Source organism: Streptococcus sanguinis (assembly GCF_050225395.1).
Taxonomy (GTDB): Bacteria; Bacillota; Bacilli; order Lactobacillales; family Streptococcaceae; genus Streptococcus.
Window position 1 is genome coordinate 1,548,939 of the sequence record NZ_CP071431.1, and the last position, 21,251, is coordinate 1,570,189.

At 43.7% G+C, this 21,251-nt stretch carries 20 protein-coding genes and 1 pseudogene; 4 read left to right on the forward strand and 17 right to left on the reverse strand.

Annotation, left to right across the window (positions count from 1 at the left end):
* Positions 1-10 precede the first annotated feature (10 nt).
* The 3 genes from J1C81_RS07535 to pcrA form a co-directional block, all read right to left on the reverse strand.
* Entirely contained in the window at positions 11-1,291 is a 1,281-nt protein-coding gene (locus J1C81_RS07535; RefSeq protein WP_002915507.1) for an O-acetylhomoserine aminocarboxypropyltransferase/cysteine synthase family protein, read from the reverse strand.
* A 98-nt stretch (positions 1,292-1,389) separates the two neighbouring features.
* Positions 1,390-1,788, reverse strand: coding sequence for an NUDIX hydrolase (locus J1C81_RS07540; protein WP_002915508.1), 399 nt, complete (start codon positions 1,786-1,788; stop codon positions 1,390-1,392).
* The gene (gene pcrA, locus J1C81_RS07545) at positions 1,785-4,073 is read right to left on the reverse strand and encodes a DNA helicase PcrA (protein ID WP_002915512.1); all 2,289 of its coding nucleotides are present in this window, start codon (positions 4,071-4,073) and stop codon (positions 1,785-1,787) included. Before pcrA ends, J1C81_RS07540 begins: the two co-directional genes overlap by 4 nt.
* A 258-nt stretch (positions 4,074-4,331) precedes the next feature.
* On the opposite strand from pcrA, the gene J1C81_RS07550 reads away from it, so the two are divergent.
* Positions 4,332-5,519, forward strand: a complete 1,188-nt coding sequence (locus J1C81_RS07550; protein ID WP_002915513.1) for a cation diffusion facilitator family transporter — start codon at positions 4,332-4,334, stop codon at positions 5,517-5,519.
* Between the two features lie 26 nt (positions 5,520-5,545).
* On the opposite strand, the gene J1C81_RS07555 is transcribed toward J1C81_RS07550, so the two are convergent.
* From J1C81_RS07555 to J1C81_RS07570, 4 genes are read right to left on the reverse strand one after another with little or no spacing between them, the layout of a single operon-like run.
* Entirely contained in the window at positions 5,546-5,860 is a 315-nt protein-coding gene (locus J1C81_RS07555) for a hypothetical protein (protein WP_002915514.1), read from the reverse strand.
* Between the two features lie 17 nt (positions 5,861-5,877).
* Positions 5,878-6,291, reverse strand: a complete 414-nt coding sequence (locus J1C81_RS07560; RefSeq protein WP_002915515.1) for a hypothetical protein — start codon at positions 6,289-6,291, stop codon at positions 5,878-5,880.
* The gene (locus tag J1C81_RS07565; protein ID WP_002915516.1) at positions 6,273-7,679 is read right to left on the reverse strand and encodes a hypothetical protein; all 1,407 of its coding nucleotides are present in this window, start codon (positions 7,677-7,679) and stop codon (positions 6,273-6,275) included. The genes J1C81_RS07560 and J1C81_RS07565 overlap by 19 nt, the downstream gene beginning before the upstream one ends.
* The gene (locus J1C81_RS07570; protein ID WP_002915517.1) at positions 7,680-8,096 is read right to left on the reverse strand and encodes a hypothetical protein; all 417 of its coding nucleotides are present in this window, start codon (positions 8,094-8,096) and stop codon (positions 7,680-7,682) included.
* Positions 8,097-8,237: 141 nt separating this feature from the next.
* Between J1C81_RS07570 and J1C81_RS07575 the strand changes: the two are divergent.
* A pseudogene (locus tag J1C81_RS07575) lies at positions 8,238-8,381 on the forward strand (cation-efflux pump); the annotation flags it as partial.
* A 79-nt stretch (positions 8,382-8,460) separates the two neighbouring features.
* Here the strand turns inward: J1C81_RS07575 and lepB are convergent.
* From lepB to J1C81_RS07595, 4 genes are all read right to left on the reverse strand, one after another.
* Positions 8,461-9,018: a signal peptidase I gene (gene lepB, locus J1C81_RS07580; protein WP_002915519.1), complete on the reverse strand. Its 558-nt coding sequence runs from the start codon at positions 9,016-9,018 to the stop codon at positions 8,461-8,463.
* 181 nt (positions 9,019-9,199) lie between these two features.
* On the reverse strand, positions 9,200-10,705 hold the full coding sequence (gene pyk, locus J1C81_RS07585; RefSeq protein WP_002897851.1) for a pyruvate kinase: 1,506 nt from the start codon (positions 10,703-10,705) through the stop codon (positions 9,200-9,202).
* Positions 10,706-10,761: 56 nt separating this feature from the next.
* Positions 10,762-11,772 (reverse strand): 6-phosphofructokinase, encoded by a 1,011-nt coding sequence (gene pfkA, locus J1C81_RS07590; RefSeq protein WP_002915520.1) that lies wholly within the window; start codon positions 11,770-11,772, stop codon positions 10,762-10,764.
* An 84-nt stretch (positions 11,773-11,856) separates the two neighbouring features.
* A complete protein-coding gene (locus tag J1C81_RS07595) occupies positions 11,857-14,967 on the reverse strand; it encodes a DNA polymerase III subunit alpha (RefSeq protein ID WP_032909742.1) in 3,111 nt (1,036 codons plus the stop codon).
* Between the two features lie 180 nt (positions 14,968-15,147).
* Between J1C81_RS07595 and J1C81_RS07600 the strand changes: the two genes are divergently transcribed.
* Complete coding sequence (locus J1C81_RS07600; protein WP_002913696.1) at positions 15,148-15,855, forward strand: ABC transporter ATP-binding protein; 708 nt, start codon at positions 15,148-15,150, stop codon at positions 15,853-15,855.
* Between the two features lie 14 nt (positions 15,856-15,869).
* The gene (locus J1C81_RS07605; RefSeq protein ID WP_002915523.1) at positions 15,870-16,703 is read left to right on the forward strand and encodes a hypothetical protein; all 834 of its coding nucleotides are present in this window, start codon (positions 15,870-15,872) and stop codon (positions 16,701-16,703) included.
* 42 nt (positions 16,704-16,745) lie between these two features.
* On the opposite strand, the gene J1C81_RS07610 is transcribed toward J1C81_RS07605, so the two are convergent.
* The 6 genes from J1C81_RS07610 to gtfA all read right to left on the reverse strand — a co-directional run bounded on the left by J1C81_RS07610 (position 16,746) and on the right by gtfA (position 21,242).
* On the reverse strand, positions 16,746-17,441 hold the full coding sequence (locus J1C81_RS07610) for an LrgB family protein (protein ID WP_002915524.1): 696 nt from the start codon (positions 17,439-17,441) through the stop codon (positions 16,746-16,748).
* A complete protein-coding gene (locus tag J1C81_RS07615) occupies positions 17,434-17,814 on the reverse strand; it encodes a CidA/LrgA family protein (protein WP_002900667.1) in 381 nt (126 codons plus the stop codon). Before J1C81_RS07615 ends, J1C81_RS07610 begins: the two co-directional genes overlap by 8 nt.
* Positions 17,815-17,987: 173 nt before the next feature.
* Entirely contained in the window at positions 17,988-18,209 is a 222-nt protein-coding gene (gene asp5 / locus J1C81_RS07620; protein WP_002915525.1) for an accessory Sec system protein Asp5, read from the reverse strand.
* Between the two features lies 1 nt (position 18,210).
* The gene (asp4, locus tag J1C81_RS07625; protein ID WP_002910118.1) at positions 18,211-18,393 is read right to left on the reverse strand and encodes an accessory Sec system protein Asp4; all 183 of its coding nucleotides are present in this window, start codon (positions 18,391-18,393) and stop codon (positions 18,211-18,213) included.
* Positions 18,386-19,738: an accessory Sec system glycosylation chaperone GtfB gene (gene gtfB, locus J1C81_RS07630; RefSeq protein WP_002915526.1), complete on the reverse strand. Its 1,353-nt coding sequence runs from the start codon at positions 19,736-19,738 to the stop codon at positions 18,386-18,388. The genes asp4 and gtfB overlap by 8 nt, the downstream gene beginning before the upstream one ends.
* A complete protein-coding gene (gene gtfA, locus J1C81_RS07635) occupies positions 19,722-21,242 on the reverse strand; it encodes an accessory Sec system glycosyltransferase GtfA (RefSeq protein WP_002915527.1) in 1,521 nt (506 codons plus the stop codon). The genes gtfB and gtfA overlap by 17 nt, the downstream gene beginning before the upstream one ends.
* Positions 21,243-21,251: the final 9 nt, after the last annotated feature.

Here is a 21,251-nt window from a genome sequence, read left to right on the forward strand (position 1 = left end):
GCATTGAAAATTAGATAGATTCCAAGGCGATTCTCAAATCCTCTATCAAGTCATCCACATTTTCCAAGCCGATAGAGAGACGAATTTGATTTGGTGTAATGCCTGCTGCCAGCTGAGCTTCTGGTGACATCTGACCGTGAGTCGTCGTAGCTGGATGGACGACCAGGGACTTAGCATCTGCTACATTGGCCAAGTCAGAGAAAATCTCTAAGCTGTCAATAACCTTACGAGCTTCTTTCTCTCCACCTTTGACATTAAAGGTGAAAATAGAGCCCACACCTTTAGGGAAATATTTTTCTGCCAAAGCATGATAAGGACTGTCAGCAAGCTTGGGATAATTGACCTGCTCAACCTTAGGATGCTCCGCTAAGAATTCCACAATCTTCTCTGCATTGGACACATGGCGCTCTACACGCAAAGAGAGAGTTTCCAACCCCTGCAGGAAGAGAAAGGCATTGAAGGGTGACATGGCTGCGCCGGTATCGCGCAAGAGCTGGGTCCGCACAGCAGTGACAAAAGCTGCTGCTCCGACATCGCGCGTATAACTAATATCATGATAGCTCGGATCTGGATCAACAAACTGCGGAAACTTGCCAGAAGCTTCCCAGTCGAAACGACCGCTGTCCACAATCACACCACCGATGCTAGTTCCGTGACCGCCGATAAACTTGGTCGCAGAATGCACCGCGATGTCCACTCCATGAGAAAAGACATTGATCAGATAAGGAGTGGCAAAGGTATTGTCGGAAATCAGCGGAATTTTATGAGCATGAACCAGCTCTGCCAAAGCATCAAAGTCAGGGATATTAATCAGAGGATTGCCCAAACTTTCAATCAAAACCAGCTTGGTATTGTCCTGAATGGCTGCTTCTACTTCAGCCAGATTTTCAATATCCACAAAAGTCGTGGTAATGCCATAGCGAGGCAGGGTTTCCTTGAGCAGATTAAAGGTACCGCCGTAAATGGTAGAGGCTGCTACTACATGGTCGCCAGCATGCGCCAAAGCTAGAACGGTATAGGTAAGGGCCGCCATACCAGAAGCTGTCGCTAATGCTCCGATTCCACCCTCCAAAGCCGCAATCCGCTCCTCAAAAGCAGACAGGGTCGGATTGGTAATCCGAGTGTAGATATTGCCCGGTTTGCGTAGGGCAAAAAGATCTTCACCCTCCTGAGTATCGTCAAACACATAGGAAGTTGTCTGATAAATAGGCAGAGCCCGGGACTTAGTTGTCGGGTCAACTATCTGTCCGGCATGAAGCTGCAGAGTTTCAAATTTAAATTCACGTGTCATAAGGTCACCTCACTATAGTTATCTGATAAGTCTACCACTAAACGCCCCACTTGACTAATAGAATTTCCTTATCAAAAGAAATAAAGAGAAGCTATATCTTATAGCTTCTCGGTTATAATCTCAAAAGTCGCTTGATTGCTGGGCCAGTACAACTGCGACGAAACTTTGTCTAAAGCTACCCACTGAGCTCCTACATGCTCATCTGAAAGCTGGATTTCCTTTTGTTCAGTCAGAACTAGAAAGAGATTTTTGTGGATGGTCAGATGTTCATCAATCTTTACCATAAAATCTCCAAGGCCCGTCAGACTTGAACAAGCTAAGAGCAAGCCGGTCTCCTCTTTTATTTCACGAAGGCAGGCCTCTTCTGGACTCTCGCTACTCTCAATCCCACCAGTAATGGGCTGCCAAAAGGAAACTTTCTCATCCTCAACTTTCAAGAGCAAGATTTCTCCATCCTCTGGATGATAGATCCAGGCTTCAATCGACTGGCTCATCATGATTTTTTCTCAATCGGTGCTATGCTGGCCAGCACTTTCTTCAGACCGACTTCTGGGAAATTGATCTTAAGCTCTTGACTATTTCCACTGCCAGAGACTGCCAAAACTGTCCCATCGCCCCATTTCTTATGATGGGCAATATCTCCGATAGCCCAAGCAACTTCTGGCTTAGATGGCTGGCTCTGACTGCTTTTTCCAAAAGGCAGACTGCCTGTAGAAATCGAACTAGGTGCCGCCTGACGCTTCCGCTCCTGTAGAGCCTGTGCTAGACTCATGCCCTGACCGAATTTGCTAGTATCGCTATTGGTGTAACTGACCTTAAAGGAGCTATTTACCGGTCGAGCCAGTCCCTGATAGTCTAGCAAGTCTGAGCTGATTTCTCTCAAAAAGCGAGTAGGATGATTATAATTGGTTTTACCATAAAGCATACGGGAATTGGCATTAGTCAGATAGAGAATCTTCTCTGCTCGGGTAATGCCGACATAGGCCAAACGCCGCTCCTCTTCCAGCTCATCCTCATCTTCAGATGCTCGGCTCAGAGGGAAGACATTTTCCTCCATACCAACCAGAAAGACGACTGGAAATTCCAATCCCTTGGCTGCGTGGAGGGTCATCAGAGTCACTTCGGAACTCTCCGTATCTCCGTCATCTGTGTCTGCAATCAAGGCTAAGTCATTGAGGAAGCGGCTAAGCTTATCCAGGCCAGACTCATCACTAGGATTATCTGGACTTTCATCAAAGTTCTTGGTTACAGACAGAAATTCTTCGATATTTTCAATCCGTGCTTGGCTTTCCAGGGTTGCCTGGGCAGCCAAGACTGTAGCATAACCTGTCTTTTCCAATACGGCTTCTACCAGCTCCGTCACTGTAAAGTCGTCCAAGCGCTCTCGCAAATCTAGAATCATATTGGCAAAATCATAGACTGCCTGAGCCGCCTTACCCTTGACTGGCGACAGCAGGATATTGGTCGACGCATCCAGTAAAGAGATTTCCTGATTGAACGCAAAATTCCGAATTTTCTCAACCGTTCCTGGACCGACACCACGCTTGGGCTCATTGACCACGCGCTCATAGCTGATATTGTCACTAGGATTTGCGATGAGATTGAGGTAAGAAATAACATCACGGATTTCCTTGCGGCTGTAGAACTTGGTTCCACCGACCATGGTATAGGGAATATTGGCCTTGAGCAGGGCTTCTTCCACTGTCCGTGACTGGGCATTGGTCCGGTAAAGAACTGCAAAATCCTTATGACTGTATCCTTCTCGGCTCAGCTGATCAATAGTTCGGGCGACAAAGAGAGCCTCGTCCTGCTCGTCATTAGCCCGATAGTAGACAATTTCCTCACCGTCTTCGTTTTGAGTCCAGAGATTTTTAGGACGGCGGTTGCGGTTGTTTCGGATGACTTCATTAGCCGCCTGAAGGATGGTCTTAGTAGAGCGATAATTTTCCTCTAGCAGGACTACCTTAGCTTCTGGATAATCCTTTTCAAAGTCCAAGATATTCTGCATATCGGCTCCCCGCCAGCCATAGATAGACTGGTCAGCATCCCCGACCACACAGATATTCTTAAAGCGAGAAGCCAAGAGTTTGACCAGCTGGTACTGGGCATGGTTGGTATCCTGATACTCGTCTACATGGATGTACTGGTAACGTTGCTGGTAGTAGGTCAGAACATCAGGATTTTGATCAAAAAGCCGCAGGGTCAGCATAATCAAATCATCAAAATCCATAGCCTCAGACTGGCGCAATTCCTTTTGATAAGCCTTGTAGCACTTGGCCACAATCTCTGTATACATATCACCAGCTAGATTCGCATAGGCCACCTCATCAATCAGGTCGTTCTTAGCATTGGAAATAGTACCCAGAATGGCGCGCTCATTCCACTTTTTAGGATCTAGATTGAGATTTTTAAGAATCCGTTTCATCAGAGTCCGCTGTTCGCCTGGATCAACGATTGTGAAGTTGCGGTTGTAGCCAATATGGTCTGCCTCTCGCCTCAGGATGCGCACACACATGGAGTGGAAGGTGGCAATTAAGCAGTCTTGGGCCTCCGTTTTAAGTTTTTCAGCCCGTTCTCTCATCTCCCTCGCCGCCTTATTGGTAAAGGTAATGGCAAGGATATTCCAAGGATTAACCATCTTCTCATCAATCAAATAGGCAATGCGGTGGGTCAGGACACGGGTCTTACCCGAACCAGCTCCCGCCATAATCAGCAAAGGCCCTTCTGTTGTCTGAACCGCCTCAGCCTGACGGTCATTCATACCGTTTAATAAAGGATGCATATTTCTTCCTCTTTCAAAGTCAATGCTACTATTATAACAAAAATCCTGATGAAGCTAAACCAGAAAGAAGAGGAATTTCTGGTTTTAGATTAGATTTTCGACAAAGTCATTTAAGTCGCCCTACGTCCGACGCAAATTGAAAATCAGGTCTATTTTTGCTATAATATGCCCATATGAGACTTAGAATATCTTTCCAGAGATGACTTTTTCACAAGTCTCTTTTCCATTCTGCTGCCCCACTTAGAAAGAAAGGCTGTCATGAAAAATCCTAGTAACAATCTGAAGCTAGCAGAGAGAGGAGCCATCCTGTCCATCGCTACCTATCTGATTCTCTCTGCGGTCAAGATTATCGCAGGCTCGACCCTCCAGTCCTCCAGTCTGACGGCAGATGGCTTCAACAATGTCTCTGATATCGTGGCTAATATCGCCGTTTTAATTGGCCTGCGTATGGCCAGAAAACCAGCAGACCGTGACCATCGCTTCGGCCACTGGAAGATAGAAGATTTGGCCAGTCTCATCACATCTTTCATCATGTTTTTCGTTGGATTTGATGTCTTGATTGAGACCATTCAGAAGATTATCTCCAATCAAGAGACCAAGATTGACCCAGTTGGTGCCGTGGTCGGAATCCTCTCGGCAATCATTATGTTGGGTGTTTATTTTTACAATAAAACACTGGCTAAAAAAGCTCACTCCAGGGCTCTGGATGCTGCAGCCAAGGACAACTTGTCAGATGCTGTCACTTCTATCGGCACTTCAGTTGCTATCATTGCCAGCGCCTTTAACTTTCCAATCGTTGATAAGCTGGCAGCCATTGTCATTACCTTCTTCATTCTCAAGACGGCCTATGATATCTTTATGGAATCTTCTTTCAGCCTGTCCGACGGATTTGATGAAAGCCTGCTCCAAGACTATAAGCAAGCTATCCTGGAAATTCCTAAAATCACTCAGGTTAAGTCCCAGCGGGGTAGGACCTATGGCAGTAATATCTATCTGGATATTATCTTGGAAATGAACCCAGATTTATCTGTCTATGAGAGTCATGAGATTGCGGACCAAGTTGAGGATATGCTTATGGAGCGCTTCGGGGTCTTTGACATTGACATTCATATCGAGCCCGCTCCCATTCCTGAAGATGAGAGATTGGAAAATCTTTACCCAAACCTACTCATGCGTGAGCAGCTCGTGGACCAAGGCAGCCAACTGGATACGCTTCTGTCCGCCGAATTTCTCTATATTTCCCAAGATGGCCGACAACTGAACAAAGCTGAGTTTCAGGCAGAAAGAGCCTCAAAAACACCTATCAAAAACTTTGAACTGCTTTCTGTCAGCCAGAAAACCAAGCTCATCCGCTATGAAATGGACGGTGTTATCCATACCAGCCTTTGGCGCCGCCACGAAGTATGGCAAAATATCTTTCACCAAGAGACACGAAAAAACAACTAGACAGGCTGTCTGGTTGTTTTTTATGGTTATATCTCATCATATCTTTTACTTGTTTTTACAACTGCATCTCTAACTGCAGTAGACCACTGTCCTTTAATGGCTCCATCCAAAGTATCGTTAATACCTTTCAAAGCTGATTTGCCTTCCTTAGCAACTTCGCTAATCTTTTTCTCAGCATTGGACTTTATAATATCACGTTTCTTCAGAGCTTGAGGAGCATAGACATTTCTAATCAAATTTTTTTCAATTTGTTTTTTTATCTCATTAAGACGAACACTTAAATCATCTAAAGTTCCTTTTGTAAATACATCTGTAATTGTATCTATTGTTGTTCTTGCCATGCTGTATCACTTTCTTTCTATTTCTTCTTTTGATTATTTTCCTCTACAGCTATTCTCCGGCGTAAGTATGCCTCTTCCAACTGCTCATCTAGATATCTCCTCTCCTGCCGAAAATTTTCTTCTTCTTTTAAAACTTCTAACTCAAGAGTTCTTTGTGCTTGGACCAGTACTTCTTCCGACATTATTTGATAAGATTCCATTTCTCTATTGAGAATCCTATAAAATTCCTGATCAGCATCTATAGTTTTTAAATAATACAAAGTTTCTTTATATTTTTCATCAAGAAGCTCTTTGACTGCACGCCAAGCTGTTTGAAAATAATCATCTCTCTTCTTAAACTCTTTTAACTTTGTACGGTGAAAATCTTCTAATTCATCAAGTTCTTGCTTTTTATTTTCAACTTCACGTTGTGCTAATTCAAACTTCTCCATTGATTGAACTCCCCTGCCAAAGCTGTGTCTTCCTCAAGTTTTTTATTGATTCCGGATGTAATTTGCTCTTTTAATCGAGCCATTTCGTCCAATAACTGGCTAGCTTGTTGAACCTTTTTTTCCAATGAACTTTCAACATCTCCGACAATGCTATCATTTGTTACACCGCCATCTGCAAAAGCCTCCTCTATCTCATAAGGGCTAAGACTACTAACCATGAACGGCGACTTAGTAGTTTCAAAGAGAGCCTCAGCCTCCTCTACTCCTTTTTGCTTTTCAATCTTAATCTGATCAAGTGTTTGCTGTGCAGAACTTACTAAAGATTCTGCAGCAATCGTAGCTTGCTCACTGTCCAGAAAAATCTGCTCATTAGAACTCAAACCTCCACCGCTTTCGGTCAGCAGAGACTTCAATCCATAGTAGCGCATCATTCTGGCTTTCATTTCTAAGAGGAGAATATTCCTGTTCCCTCGTGCATTATTTGTTACAATATTTCCATTTTCATCAATAAGCTGACCTTTATCATTGAATTGCCAAGTTTTGTAACTATGATATTTGTTACCCAAACTATAGATTTTATCAGCCTTTTTTTTCCAAGACAGAGACTTATCCTGCAATATTCCAATTGCTTCATCAATAAACCTAGCATCCGTCACATTGACATAGATGGCTACCCCAGTTTTATTACCCAAAATATTTCCCAGAATCAAATCATTTGGATTACGAAAATTACGAAATTGCTCTGGATGAGCCTGCATATAGGCTATTTCTTCTTCTGAAAGAATATTATGAATATCTGGGCCGTTAAAGCCAACATTATTCCACCCCATTTTTAAAGCCGTATAAAGAGCCATAGACTCTCCCAAAGAATGACCATTCGTTGTTATAATAGCATTGGGGTTCTCTTGCCGAACCTTTTTTTCTACTCGCTGGGCAAACTCTACTGCAGTCTTTGATTGAACTGAAACAATATTTTCTGTAAATTCTTTTTGAACTGCATTTTTAAAGTCCCCCTCCATTATACGCTTGATTACTCCATAACCAGAAGGAACACCTACCATCATCGTATCAGTAAAACCCATACCTAGATTTTCAAGGTCGTTCAGAATATCTTTTTTTTCTCCAAAATTGGTTCCAACATAAGAAACCACTACCTGACTGTAATCTACGTTTCCTTGACTGTCAAGAGGGGCAACCGCCATAGCTTGCATACTATTATCCGTTGGTTCAGCAGAATTACCAATAGCATCAATGACTTGGAATTGACGATTTCCTACTTCAATCAAACTACCTTTATATAATTGTTCTTTCAAACTATTTTCTTTCGGATCAAGTTTATAAACTTTTTGCGCAATCTCATTATAATCTTTGTCTGTTAAATAATCCATTTACTTTTCCTCATAATATATCACTTCAATCCCATCAAGACTGGTCAATTCCGTAGAATTTTTCTTTTTTATTAGATGAAAATCACTCGGATCATAATCAACAGAATATCTTTCACTATCATCGTTAAATATGATTGGTTTTATGTAACTATCATCATTGACAATAACGCTTATTGAATCTGCTATCCCAAATCCTCCTCTGTGAAATTTATCAAACTTAATTTTTTTCACATCTTCATAATGATTTACTAGGTACAAAGCAATTTGCTCTTCTGCTTTACGAAGTTTCTTTTTTTCCTCTGTTGTCAATGTAACCACCTCCTTCTGTCCGTTTTTTTTCTGTTGACTACATGCACTGAGAGTTCCCAACCCTAAAAATCCAATAAATACTATCAAAAGTAATTTAAGTATTTTCATAAATATTCCCTTCCTTTATAGAGCATAAAATCTTCAACTATACTAATACAACTATAGTACATTATAGCAAAAAAATTATAAAACTAGCAAGCGTTTACATTTTTGTAATCCCTTTAATATAAATCAAAATAAAAGCTATTCATAAAAAAATTTGAACTGCTTTCTGTCAGCCAGAAAACCAAGCTCATCCGCTATGAAATGGACAGTGTTATCCATACAAGCCTCTGGCGCCGCCACGAAGTATGGCAAAATATCTTTCACCAAGAGACACGAAAAAACAACTAGACAAGCTGTCTAGTTGTTTTTTTGTAAACAGTAATTTTCTTTCTAAAAAGATTTTTTTAAAAAACAAAGCAACTGTGGATTACTTCGTTTCGATAAATCCGAATTTACTCAGCGGTGAGAGTCGGAACTCCACCACTCCCTTGATTTGACTGGCTTTGATGAGCCCAAATTCTCGGCTATCCTTGGTATTTTCACGTCGGTCATTAAGGATCAGATAAGAATCTTTAGTAATTTTATCAGACTTTGAGTCTTTTAAATCCATAATAGAGAAATCATGAGTATAGTAACCCGAACTTCCTGCTGAAGCCAGATATTTCTCGCGCATTTTCTCGATATATTCTTCCGACATGACCTGACCGTTCAGGTAAAGGAGGTCATCCATATAGGTTACCTGATCTTTTTCCTGGGCAATGACCCGGCCGACATAGTCTTTGCCGTCCACTTCATAGAGAACAAAGTCTCCACGCTTGATGTCTTGCTTTTTCGTCGCCAAGACCAAGTCATTCTTTGCCAAATAGGAATTACTGTCCTGCTCAGTCACCCGATAAGGCGTATAAATAAAAACTCTCAGCCCTATAATGATAGCTGCCAGTACTGAAAAAATAATGATATTTCTTAATAAATCTCTCTTTAACATTCGTCTCCCCCATCTCTTTTATACCATTATATCATTTTTAGACAAAATAGACAAAGGTACAATTTTATTTCAAAAATCAATTCTCAAACTTGTTCTTCTCTCAAGTAAGATAAGTGGTATCACATAGACAAGAAAAAAACCGGTGATTTTCCAATCAACGGTTCTTTTTTGTTGTCTTAGATTAACGTACTGTACGGATGCGCATTGTGTTGGTACGAACTGCTTCACCAAGCGGCACACCAGCAACAATAACGATATCATCGCCAGATTCAACCAATCCTTGCTCAACCGCAATCTTTTCAGCGATTTCAAACATATCATCTGTATTAGATGGAGTTTCAGTAGTCACTGGAATAACACCCCAGTTCAGCATAAGACCACGTTGAGTCAATTCGTCAAAAGTGATAGCTAAGATATCAGCGTTTGGACGGTATTTAGAAATCAAGCGAGCTGTGTGACCAGTCTTAGTAAGGGTAACTACCAACTTGATATCCATTGAGTTTGTAGCATCTTTAACCGCTGAAGCCATAACTTCAGTCTTAGAGTTACGCTCAAAGTTATCAGTTGTCAAGCGGCCATATTCGTTAAGAAGGGTTTGAGCATTCTTATCGATAGTCGCCATTGTTGTTACTGACTCAAGTGGGTATTTACCATTTGCAGACTCACCTGAAAGCATAGTTGCGTCAGTTCCGTCAATAACAGCGTTAAATACGTCTGATACTTCTGAACGAGTTGCACGTGGTTTTTCTGTCATGGTTTCAAGCATGTTAGTTGCTGTGATAACCACTTTACCAGCTGCATTTACCTTAGTAATGATCATCTTTTGGTAAACTGGAACCATTTCGAATGGTACTTCGATACCCATGTCACCACGGGCAATCATGATACCGTCAGCAGCTTCAATGATTTCATCCAAGTTATCGATACCTTGTTGGTTTTCGATTTTCGCGAACAATTGAACGTGTCCATTACCAGTTTCTTCACAGATTGCACGAACTTCGTTGACGTCTTTTGCAGTACGTACAAATGAAATCGCGATGAAGTTGATTCCTTGCTCAAGACCAAAGCGGATATCGTCATTGTCACGCTCAGCAAGTGCTGGGAAAGGAATCTTCGTGTTAGGGATGTTCACACCTTTTTGCTTAGCAATGATGCCGTCATTTTCAACTTCTACTTCAAATTCACGAGTAGCATCGTCTTTAGCGACAACACGAAGACCAAGTTTACCATCGTCAACCAATACTTGACGGCCAACTTCAACATCATCGTAGATGTCCAATCCGCCAGCAACGTTCAAAGCAATTACTTCACGAGTAGACTTGATGCCTTGCTTAGTAGCAACACGGATTTTTTCACCAGTTTTGTATGAATACTCTTTTGCATCGCCTTCGAACAATTCTGTACGAATTTCTGGTCCTTTTGTATCAAGAAGGAAACCAACTTTTTGGCCGGCAATTTCTTCTGCACGCTTAACAGTTGCCATGCGCTCTCCTTGCTCAGCATGGTCACCGTGTGAGAAGTTGAAACGGAATGTGTTTGCGCCAGCTTCAATCAGCTTAGCAATGTTTTGAGCTGATGCTTCAACATCCAGCTTTTCTCCCCAATATCCGTCATCACCGAATTTTTTACCGCCGCGGATTTCTACCGCAGGACCTAATGTTGCAACGATTTTTACACGTTTATTCATGATTGTATGAAACTCCTTCTTCTATTTGGCCTCTTGGCCTGAATAACAAATAATAATTAAATATTGATGCTGCGGTTCAAATCAGCCAAGTCCAGATCAGCCTTGTGCGGATTATTGACAACAATCTTGCCTTCAGCAGTCAAGCTAAAGAGTGCTCCTTCTTCAGCAGTTCCCAGAATTGGGCTTTCAACCATCTGCTCATTGCGGATTCCAACAGCAACTCCGCCGATACCTTCTTTAAGCAGTTTAACAGCATGCGCTCCCATACGAGATGCAAGAACACGGTCACGCGCAGTTGGTGAGCCTCCACGCTGGATATGTCCGAGCTCTGTCACACGCAAATCGCTCATATCTCCAGCTTCTTTCAGCTTTTCAGCAAATTCATCCGCTGACATGACACCCTCAGCCAAGACGATGATGTTGTGCTTCTTACCCTTGGCATAACCACTCTTAATGCTTTCAACAACTTCTTCGATCTTGAAACCTTCTTCAGGAACGATGATTTCGTCCGCACCAGATGCAATACCTGCCCAAAGAGCAATATCTCCAGCATTACGTCCCATTACTTCGATAACGAAAGTACGGCGGTGACTGGAAGAAGTATCACGAATCTTGTCAATCGCATCCATAGCTGTAGTAACAGCTGTATCAAAACCGATAGTGAAGTCTGTTCCGACGATATCATTGTCAATGGTTCCTGGAACACCGACAGCTGGGAAGCCGTGCTCTGTCAAGCGCATAGCACCGTGGTAAGATCCATCTCCACCGATAACAACGACACCTTCAATGCCATGTTTTTTAAGCTGCTCAATCCCTTTCAGCTGCCCTTCAACGTGGGCAAATTCAGGATAACGAGCAGAGTGAAGGAAGGTTCCACCGCGAGAAATAATGTCACCAACTGATGTCGCATCAAGTGGGTAAATCTCGCCAGCTACCATTCCAGCGTAACCATCATAAATCCCGTAAACTTCCATTCCTTCGGAAATTGCTTTACGAACAACTGCACGGATGGCAGCATTCATTCCAGGGGCATCACCACCACTAGTCAAAACAGCAATACGTTTCATTTCGCTTTTTGCTCCTTTTTCTTTTTAACATTCTTATAGATTATACCACAATCATCATGAAAATTCTCTTATTTTCCATATTTTTTAACGAAAAATCGTTTTCATAGTATAATTCTTCAATTCCTCTTGCAGCTGCTCCGATTTCTCCACTCGGAAATGCGGTGCAGACATGGTGCGCTTCTCATCTTCATAGCGCAGGACAACCGGAATATTACCGGGGTATTTCTGCAAAATCTGAGATATTTCCCGATCATGTTCATGTCCAGCAAGTTTTATCCAGAAGCGTTCTGTAGTGGCTTCTTCTATATCTGACAAGACCAACTGTAAGCGTCCATCCCGTTCCTGCACCTTGCCAGTCAAGTAGTAAATGCCCTTCTCCTTAATACGTTCGGCCAACTGACGATAGGTAACAGGAAAGAGGGTAACATCCAGTTTTTTCTTCGTATCTGAAACCTGCAAGAAGGCCATATTCTCACCCTTTTTAGTCCGGATAGTCTTGATAGTCTGGACTTGAGCTAAAATCCTAGCTCTGCTATTTTCCGTCAGCTCACTAATCCAGCTAAAGGGCTGGTCCGCTTCTTTGGCCAGTTTAACCAAGGGGTGATCGCTAAGCCCCACACCGATAATGCTCTGTTCCAGCTCAAACTTTTCGGCATCGCTAAAATCCTGAGCCTCTGTCCAAGAGTAGGTCGTATCCGCAAAGAGGCTGCCCAGCTCATCCGCAAATACAAATAGATTAGGCAGATTGGCTAGAATTTTTTGGCGATTTTTCTCAAAACTGTCAAAGAGCCCCAGCTGGATCAGAGGAGTCAGCAGCGGAATCTTATGGTAATTCTGAGGCAGGCGCAGAATAAAGTCTTCTACCCCAGTAAAGGCAGCATTTTGTCGCTCTTCGATAATCCAGTATGCCAAATCCCTAGGCAAGCCTTTGATATTTTTCAGGCCTAAAAAAATCTTCTTATCCTGAAACTTATCATGGTAGGGGATATTGTTAATACTGAGGGGCGCTGTTTCAAAGTCAAAACTCAGGGCATCGGTGATATAGTCGCTGCTAGAATAATTGAGCATGACATCAAAGAAAACATCTGGATAATGAGCCTTGAAGTAAGCCAACTGAAAGGCCAGAGCTGAGTAGGCGTAGGCATGGCTGCGGTTGAAGCCATAACCAGCAAACTTCTCCATAATAGCAAAGACTTCCTTGGCTTTGGATTCCGAGTGACCTAGCTTGAGAGCACCTGCAACAAAGTCCTCCTGCATGTGGTGCATTTCAGCAGCACTTTTCTTACCCATTGCCCGCCGCAAAATATCGGCTTTCCCCAGACTAAAGCCACCAAAACGCTGGGCTACCTGCATAACCTGCTCTTGGTAGAGCATGATACCGTAAGTCGGAGCTAGAATATCAGCCAAACTGTCATCAATCAGCTCCACCTGCTCCAGCCCATGCTTTCTCTTGACAAAATTGTCGATGTAATCACTGGCTCCAGGACGATTGAGAGAGGTTGTGGCCACTACTTCTTCAAAGCAAACTGGCTGAACCCGCTTGAGCAGGCTGATAGCACCCGGCTGCTCAAACTGGAAAATGCCCTTGGTCTGGCCAGCCGCAAAGAGTTTCAGAGTTTCTGCATCCTCCAAGTCAATCTCTGCAATCTCAATATCTACCTCATATTTTTTCAGGGTTGCTTCTTTCATCCGCTGGACAAAGGTCAGATTGCGCAAGCCCAGAAAGTCCATCTTAAGCAGACCGTTGCTCTCCACACCGTGGGCATCATATTGGGTGATATACATGTCCTCACCGTATTTGAGCGGTATCTGGTCTGTCAGGTCATTGTCACTCATCACAACGCCGGCTGCATGGATAGAAGTCTGACGGGGATGACCTTCAATTTTTTTAGCAATATCAAAGGCCTTTTGATATTCTAGCTTACTGTTGATAATCTGACGAAAGCCCATATTTTTCTCATAAGCAGAGGTCAGACTATCCCCGAAGCGGATTTTCTTGGTGATATTGGTTAGCTCATACTCTGGCAGACCGAAGCGCTTGAAAACATCGCGAATGGCCTGCTTGGCTCCAAAGGTCGAGTAGGTCACAATCTGAGCCGCATGCATGCTGCCATAGCGGTCCCGAACATAGCGGATAAACTCCGGCCGGTAAACATCAGGAATATCGATATCAATATCGGGCATGGTATAGCGCTCTAGATTTAGAAAGCGCTCAAAAAGCAGGTTATTCTTGACTGGATCGATCCCAGTAATCTCCAAAGCATAGGCCACTAGACTGCCGACAGCAGATCCTCGACCCATACCCATATAGTAGCCCTGACTGCGACCAAAGCGCAGCAAATCCCAGACAATGAGAAAATAATCATCAAAGCCCATCTGATGAATGACAGCCAGCTCCTGGTCCAGTCGTTCCTGATAAAGTTTACCTGTTAAACCGCGTTTTTTTAAGCCAGCTTCGGATCGCTCCCGCAACTCTTCCACGGCAGGACGTTCCCGATTAAAGCGGGGTAGTTTCAGCTCCCTATTGATATCATAGTGAACATGACGGACTAGCTTCTCAAGATTAGCCAAACTCTCTGGGAAAGTTCCCTTAAAAGCTCCTGCCAGAGCATCTGGTGTCAGCAAAAACTCATGATTGGGAAGGCTGCCAATCTCCCGCAGGCTGGCATTTTCTCGAATAGCCCGGAGCATCTGCAAGGTTTCCAAATCCCCCGTGTCAAAATATCGGACGGTATGCAGGGGCAGGGTTGGCCGACCGAACTCCTGCTTAGGTGTTGCTGGAAAGACACCAACATAAAAATCCAACCCCAAATCCAGATCTGCTACTCCGTTAAAAGCAGGAACAATCACAGCCAACCCCTTAAAGAGATGCTGGAAATCCTCCCAGTTTTTTTGTCCCATCATCTTGAGAGTCGAGACTTTCATCAGATTGCGATAGCCTTGACTGTCCAAGGCCAGCAGACGGAGATGAAGCTCCTTCTCTGCCTTGATCAGACTCAGATCCAAGCCTAAAAGCGGCTGCAGTCCCGCAGATTCGGCTTCCTCTAAGAAATGATAGGCTCCATAGAGATTGTCCACATCCATCATGCCCAGATGACTGTATCCTAAGTCCTTGGCTTTTTGCACATATTTCTTTATCGGGACCAAGCTATCCATAAAACTGTAAACAGTCTTGGTATCAAGTTGTATTAGCACATTATTCTCCTTGAACACGCTTTGCTTCTTCTTACAACTATTATACCGCAATTCACTGAATGAGGGAAATAGGAGTTTGACTGAACAGAAAGATTCCATTCCCTCTTTCCGGCTTTCTTTGCCATTTTCCTAAGGAAAAGGTATAATAATTGTAAATTGAAGAAAACAAAGGAGACATGTATGAATCAGTATCCTCTGGTCTATCTTGACCATGTCCATAAAAATTATGGCGACGCACCCGCCCTGTATGATGTGAGTTTAAACATCCAACCTGGCAGAATCATCGGACTTCTAGGTCCTAATGGCAGCGGCAAGACAACTATTATCAAGCTTATCAATGGTCTCTTGCAGCCCACCTCTGGCCATATCTATCTCAAAGGCGTCAAGCCTTCTCCTGATACCAAAAGAATCGTTTCCTATCTACCAGATACGACTTATCTAAGCGACAGCTCCAAAGTAATCGAAGCTGTAAAATATTTCCAAGATTTTTATGATAATTTTGACAGCACGAAAGCCATGCAGCTTCTAAAGGATCTTCATATCGATCCTCAAGCACGCATCGGAAGCCTTTCAAAAGGAAATAAAGAAAAAATGCAGCTCATTTTGGTCATGAGCCGCCATGCGGAACTCTATATCCTAGACGAGCCTATCGGTGGTGTGGATCCGGCTGCTCGTGACTATATCCTGCAGACCATTATCCAAAATCGCACGCCTCAGTCTTCTGTCATCATTTCCACCCACCTGATTGCGGATATCGAGCCAATCTTGGATGAAGTAATCCTGATTAACCAAGGTCAGATCTTTTTGCATGAAAATGCTAATCAGCTGCGTCAACAGTACAATCAATCCATTGATAATCTCTTCCGCAGCCAGTTTCGCTTTTATTAGGAGGTCTTCATTATATGTTCGGAAAACTCTTTAAATACGACTTTAAGTCTAATTACAAATGGTACTGTATCACCTTTGCCATTCTTCTCACTCTATCTATCTTGATGGGATTTATAACTGGCAGCAGCTTGAGACCTGAGGTCATGGAACGCTATAGTGACTACCCAATGGCTACTAGTGGTGTTATTGTCACTTTATACCTACTCTTCCTCTTGCTGTTTTCTGCATCCTGCGCTGTCCTTCTGTCCAATACCATCATTATCATCCGTCGATTTTATAAAAATGTTTTTGGGCGAGAAGGCTACCTGACTTGGACCTTGCCGGTTACGCCGCATCAGATTCTTCTGTCTAAGCTTCTTTCCGCATTTGTTTGGACCCTCTTGTGTATGCTGATCATGTTTATTAGCGGCCTTGTCATTTTTGGCATTGCCCTCGCTATTACAGGCTATTCATTTAATGAAATTTTTAAATATATTGGTGAAATCCCAAATCTGTGGCTTTGGATTGTCAAATACGGCTTCCTTAATCTCCTTCAAATCCTTTCTGGTATCCTCTTCTTTTATCTAGCAATCTCAGTCGGACAGCTATTTAAGAAGAATCGGATTATGATGGCTGTGCTTTTCGGATTTTTGATTTGGAGTGTTCTGGCGGTCCTGTCAATCTTCTTACCTAGTTTCTTAAATCCGTACGGCCTATTTTCTCCATACGATTATAGTCACTCCGATACGGATTTTGAAATGATGCTAGATGCCTTTCTTATTATCCGAATCGTCTTTGAACTGGTCAAAATTTTTGGTTTCTATTTTACAATCTATGCCATCGTAAAAAACAAACTAAATCTGCAATAAGCAAAACAAGGTTGAAACAAAACGTTTCAACCTTGTTTATTTTTACTTCAGAATAATGGCTGCCACGATGGGGCTGATCAGAACGTACATGAGGCCGGTCACGCCAATCGCAAGTCCTGCCATAGCTCCTGCGACCTGGCCGTATTTAAAGGCGGTTCCCGTTCCTACCGCATGGCCAGTTCCACCTAAAGCTAGACCGATAGCTACCGGGTCTGTAATTTTTAAGAGCTTAAGAAGCGTTGGTCCTAAGACACTGGTCAGAATGCCCGTCGCAACAACCACCACTAATGTCACTGTAGCAAGACCTTGCAGCTTGTCTGTGATACCGACAGCCATGGCCGTTGTGACAGATTTCGGAAAAAGAGAAACAGCCAGAAAGAAATCCATGCCGAAAAACTTAGCCAGCAGAGCAGTGAAGCTGGTATTGACTACAACTGCCGCAAAGGTCCCAATCAAAATACTGCGCGCATGGTGCTTCATCAAATGAAAAGTCTTGTAAAGCGGAATCCCCAAAGCAACCGTAGATGGCACAATTAGGTTGTTTAAATAGGAGCCGCCGACATAGTAATCCTTGTAGGAAATCCCTGATAGTTTCAAAAAAGCAATAACCAAAACTGCTGCAATCAACAAAGGTGTTGTCAAGGGATGAGGAAATCTCCGAAAAATCAATAGGCCGAACAGATAGGCCAAAATAGACAAGGCAAGGCCAAAGAGAGGGTTGCTCCATAAATCAGACATTGCTGGCGTCTCCTTCCTCATAATCTCCTTCAAAACGAGTCTTAATCAGCTGCACCACAACTGCAATCACGCAGACATTAAGCACAATTGCTCCTAAAACAATCAAAATAATCGGCAGCAGATAAGGCGCGATGACCTGAAATTTATCCATGATACCAACTGCTGGAGGCAGAAAAAGAATGGTCATATTTGCCAAGAGAAAATTGCCAACCATGCTGATATGACGCAGGCGCAGGAGCTTGAACTGCAGAGCCAAAAACAGCAAAACCAGACCTATGATACTGCCCGGAACTGGCAGGTGGAAAACACTTGAAATTCCTTCTCCAACGAGGGAAATCATAAAAATAATCATCAACTGAACGTATAATTTCATACCAAACCTCCATCACTAGTATATCCAGTTTACTCCTTTTCAGAAAAATATCAAGGTGCTTTCAGAAATTAAAACCTTTACATAAAAAATCAGCCTATAAAAATTCCCTCCATTGTCTGCAATAGAGGGTCTTTCTTTTTTAGCAGTCGTCTGAGTAACTTCCTAGACAGATGCTAGATGGATTGAATCATAAAGAAAATCATGAGCACAATCAGGGCAAGGCTTGCCAAAAGAACTAAGATTTTCTTTGCGAGGTGGGTTTCCCAGTAACCTGACTTGCCAATCGATGTATTGGTGTCTCTGTAAAATTGCTGGCTCTCTCTGGGAAGAAGACTAACCAGCAAAATCAAGACAAGGGCTGCTACAATGGTAAGTGTAATCAATATTGTTTGCATTTTATTTCCTCAAGACTCCAATCAATGTAAAAATCAAGCCAATCAAGATCATCAAGCCCAAGGCGATGACAAAAGCCTTGTTGAGATTTTCACCCAAGCTGGCCTTTTCTTTCTTGGGCTTGCCATGCTTGAGCTCATCTAACCGCCCCTCAATATCCTTATGAAATAAATCTTTTTTAGCCATGTTGACCTCCTAACAAGCTTTGGAGAGTCTCCTGATAAAGACTGACGGGTACATCGTTGGCATGCCGACCTTGAGCTTGCAAAGCTGACCGCATCTGCTCAACACCAGATAAGGCTTCTTCCAAAGTTGATGCCAGTTGAGCTGGCTGGCTGCTGTCGAAAATATGCTGTTGGGCAATGTAGTGCCTGTCATGCAGGGTCTGCTCAAAGCCTAGAATCAAGAGATTGTTCTCAAAAGCCTTGCGCACTGCCTGCAGAACCTGACCTCCGTGATTGATGTCCAGATAAATGTCCGATTCCAAGTAGAGCTGTTCGATCTGTTTGAGACTAGCATTTTGATAAAGGACGACATTCTTATAGGATAGCATAGACAAGAGTTTAGGCGACATTTCCGTAAGGGCAGCAATGCGAAAGACTAGCTGCGGCAAGGCCTGAACCAAAAACTCTAAGCCTTCAATCTGATCCGAATGGGTCAGGATTAAGGCATCTTTTCTCAAGAAGTTGTCCCGCTTGAAGTCATAATGATAGCCCAGATGCAGGAACTTCTGCTGCTGGTCAGCTGCAGCTAAACTCATGGCCTTTTCATAAGTCGCCAGATCTGGAATGACAATGGTCTGCGCCCGCAGCTGACTATTTTCCAGAATCAGTTGCATATTGCCTGGCAGCTCGTCATACAGAGGCTCCTGCCAAAAGAGAATATCCTGCCCAGCTCGACCTGTCAAGCTGTGGGAAACTAGGAAAGAATAAGCCAGCGAATTAAAGAGAATGTGATCCAAGTCAAAGTCTAGCCGCTCTAAAAAGAAATGGATAAAATCTACTCGGCTTTTGAACATCCGCAGCGGCTCCTGATCTAGAGTCAGGATGATGTCACCGGTGGCGTGATTTTCCACGATACGCTCCTGACCATCAGTACTGTAATAGGTTGTGTTGAAAGCCTCCTGGCCTGATTTGTAGGCTGTTTTGGCAAAGCAGCGGCCTTGCTTATTATAGCGCTCACTCATTCGCAGCTGGCCTTTTTTATCCAGCCAATCCACCTGTTTGACCAAGCGCCCCTTGGCTTGACTGGCATAGTGAATCCGTGCCCTTTCTTCTCCCATGTCACTGACACGCGCCGCTTGATGGTCGCCTGTGATTTCCCAGAAAGGTGGCACTGGCACTTGATTGAAAAAGAGCGGGTGGTCTGCTCCCTCTTCATCCCCTAAAAAATAAGTATAGGGGGAAATCATATCGTCCGGGAGAAAGCCATTGGCCTCAATGACAATGGTCGGACAGTCATAGCCAGCTGCAAGGAGGGAATCATGCAGATCCTGGGTTTCCTGATTGTAATAATCAAAGAGCTGAATCATCTCTGACCTCCTTTAAAAGCTGGGACCAAGCCGCTTCAACCCGGCTGGTCAAATAATTCTCGGCCACTTGATAAGAGTGTTGGCTCATCTCCTGCTGGCGTCCTTGGCTAAAGAGAGCTACTATTTTCTCCACAAAAGCGGCAATAATCTGATCCTCGACCTGATTGGAACTGACCGGCAGCAGATAACCATTTTTACCATCATCGATAAAAGTCTGATTGCCATAGCGGACATCAAAGCCAATGAGGGGCAGACCCGAGCCAACCGCTTCCATGAGCGTTAGACCAAAGCCTTCGCTGGTTGAAGCCGTCAGATAAAGCTCATAGCCTGCATAAATCTGACTTAAATCTGCATGCCCTTTGAGCAGAATGTAGTCCTGAGCTCCTGCTTCCTCAATCCTGCGACGTAGCTTCTCCTCTTCGCCCCCCTTACCGTAAATATCAAGAGTCAGTTCAGGCAGCTGGGCTTGTGCTTGGACAGTCGCTGCCACTAGCCAATCGATATGCTTTTCCGTAGCGAGACGCGAAGCCGTAATCATGGAGAAAGGCTTGCGAGGATCTTTGGGATAAGTCAGCTGGTCCAGACTTCCCACCGGTATGGTGACAATTTTGGGCTGCTTGTCTGAGTAATGCTGGAACTGCTGCTCTAGAATCGTTTTCTGAGCCTCTGTTGCCACGATGAAAAAATCCACCTTGTCAGCATTGGTAAACTGGTAGTCATAGAAATTATTCCAGAGAATGTAGTCGTCGCTGCTGGCATTTTCACTAAAATGCTCCGCATGGACCACTACTCCCAGCTTAGCCTTCTGACTCTCCTCAAAGACAACCTGACCAATCCCAGTCTCCCTATCCAAGATGACCACATCATCTGCCTGCAGCTGCAAACACTGGAGAAAATAACGAACCAACTCAGCCTTGGAATAGAAAATCCGATCCGGAAAGCGATAGAGCTCTTCCTGACCATCCTCTATCAGCATGTCATAGGCCACACTGCCGTCTTCGTTGTAGAAACGGCGCTGGTAGAGGGTTGCGGCGTCATTGTGGGGCGCGAAATATTCACTGGCATAGCGGACATAGGAGAAATAATCCTTGCGAATCAATCTCCCCCGCGAGACATACTCCACATGCTCCACAAAGTCCTGATCTTCCTGCCGCAGATAGCAAGTGATAAACTGATCATCCTGCGGATAGAAATAGCGGACAATCTTGCCCTCTCTCTCCGAGCGCTCCGGCTGACCTGCGACTTGAGCCAGCACCTGATCCAACGTCACCGTCGTGGGTGCAATCTTGATATCAGTAAAGTAATTATAAAGCCAGATAACTTCCTCATCCAGAAAACCAATATTTTCCGTCAGATGCTGGATATTATCCGCTAAAATCATATCCATAAAGATAAACTTAGCCGGCTGCTGAATCCTGCGCAGAAGCTGGGCCCGATAAGCTTGGGCGTATTCCACACCGCTGCTGGCCCAGCCGATGCCTAAGTTGATGTTATATACTGTCATATTCTCCTC

Bases quoted from the DNA above. Each gene is read 5' to 3' on its own strand.
- J1C81_RS07600 (WP_002913696.1), top strand. From the start codon at position 15,148: ATGAATCAGTATCCTCTGGTCTATCTTGACCATGTCCATAAAAATTAT.
- J1C81_RS07610 (WP_002915524.1), bottom strand. From the start codon at position 17,441: ATGTCTGATTTATGGAGCAACCCTCTCTTTGGCCTTGCCTTGTCTATT.
- pcrA (WP_002915512.1), bottom strand. From the start codon at position 4,073: ATGCATCCTTTATTAAACGGTATGAATGACCGTCAGGCTGAGGCGGTT.
- J1C81_RS07560 (WP_002915515.1), bottom strand. From the start codon at position 6,291: ATGGAGAAGTTTGAATTAGCACAACGTGAAGTTGAAAATAAAAAGCAA.
- asp4 (WP_002910118.1), bottom strand. From the start codon at position 18,393: ATGGCTAAAAAAGATTTATTTCATAAGGATATTGAGGGGCGGTTAGAT.
- pyk (WP_002897851.1), bottom strand. From the start codon at position 10,705: ATGAATAAACGTGTAAAAATCGTTGCAACATTAGGTCCTGCGGTAGAA.
- pfkA (WP_002915520.1), bottom strand. From the start codon at position 11,772: ATGAAACGTATTGCTGTTTTGACTAGTGGTGGTGATGCCCCTGGAATG.
- J1C81_RS07565 (WP_002915516.1), bottom strand. From the start codon at position 7,679: ATGGATTATTTAACAGACAAAGATTATAATGAGATTGCGCAAAAAGTT.
- lepB (WP_002915519.1), bottom strand. From the start codon at position 9,018: ATGTTAAAGAGAGATTTATTAAGAAATATCATTATTTTTTCAGTACTG.
- asp5 (WP_002915525.1), bottom strand. From the start codon at position 18,209: ATGCAAACAATATTGATTACACTTACCATTGTAGCAGCCCTTGTCTTG.
- J1C81_RS07605 (WP_002915523.1), top strand. From the start codon at position 15,870: ATGTTCGGAAAACTCTTTAAATACGACTTTAAGTCTAATTACAAATGG.
- J1C81_RS07540 (WP_002915508.1), bottom strand. From the start codon at position 1,788: ATGATGAGCCAGTCGATTGAAGCCTGGATCTATCATCCAGAGGATGGA.
- J1C81_RS07535 (WP_002915507.1), bottom strand. From the start codon at position 1,291: ATGACACGTGAATTTAAATTTGAAACTCTGCAGCTTCATGCCGGACAG.
- J1C81_RS07555 (WP_002915514.1), bottom strand. From the start codon at position 5,860: ATGGCAAGAACAACAATAGATACAATTACAGATGTATTTACAAAAGGA.
- gtfB (WP_002915526.1), bottom strand. From the start codon at position 19,738: ATGATTCAGCTCTTTGATTATTACAATCAGGAAACCCAGGATCTGCAT.
- J1C81_RS07615 (WP_002900667.1), bottom strand. From the start codon at position 17,814: ATGAAATTATACGTTCAGTTGATGATTATTTTTATGATTTCCCTCGTT.
- J1C81_RS07570 (WP_002915517.1), bottom strand. From the start codon at position 8,096: ATGAAAATACTTAAATTACTTTTGATAGTATTTATTGGATTTTTAGGG.
- J1C81_RS07550 (WP_002915513.1), top strand. From the start codon at position 4,332: ATGAAAAATCCTAGTAACAATCTGAAGCTAGCAGAGAGAGGAGCCATC.
- gtfA (WP_002915527.1), bottom strand. From the start codon at position 21,242: ATGACAGTATATAACATCAACTTAGGCATCGGCTGGGCCAGCAGCGGT.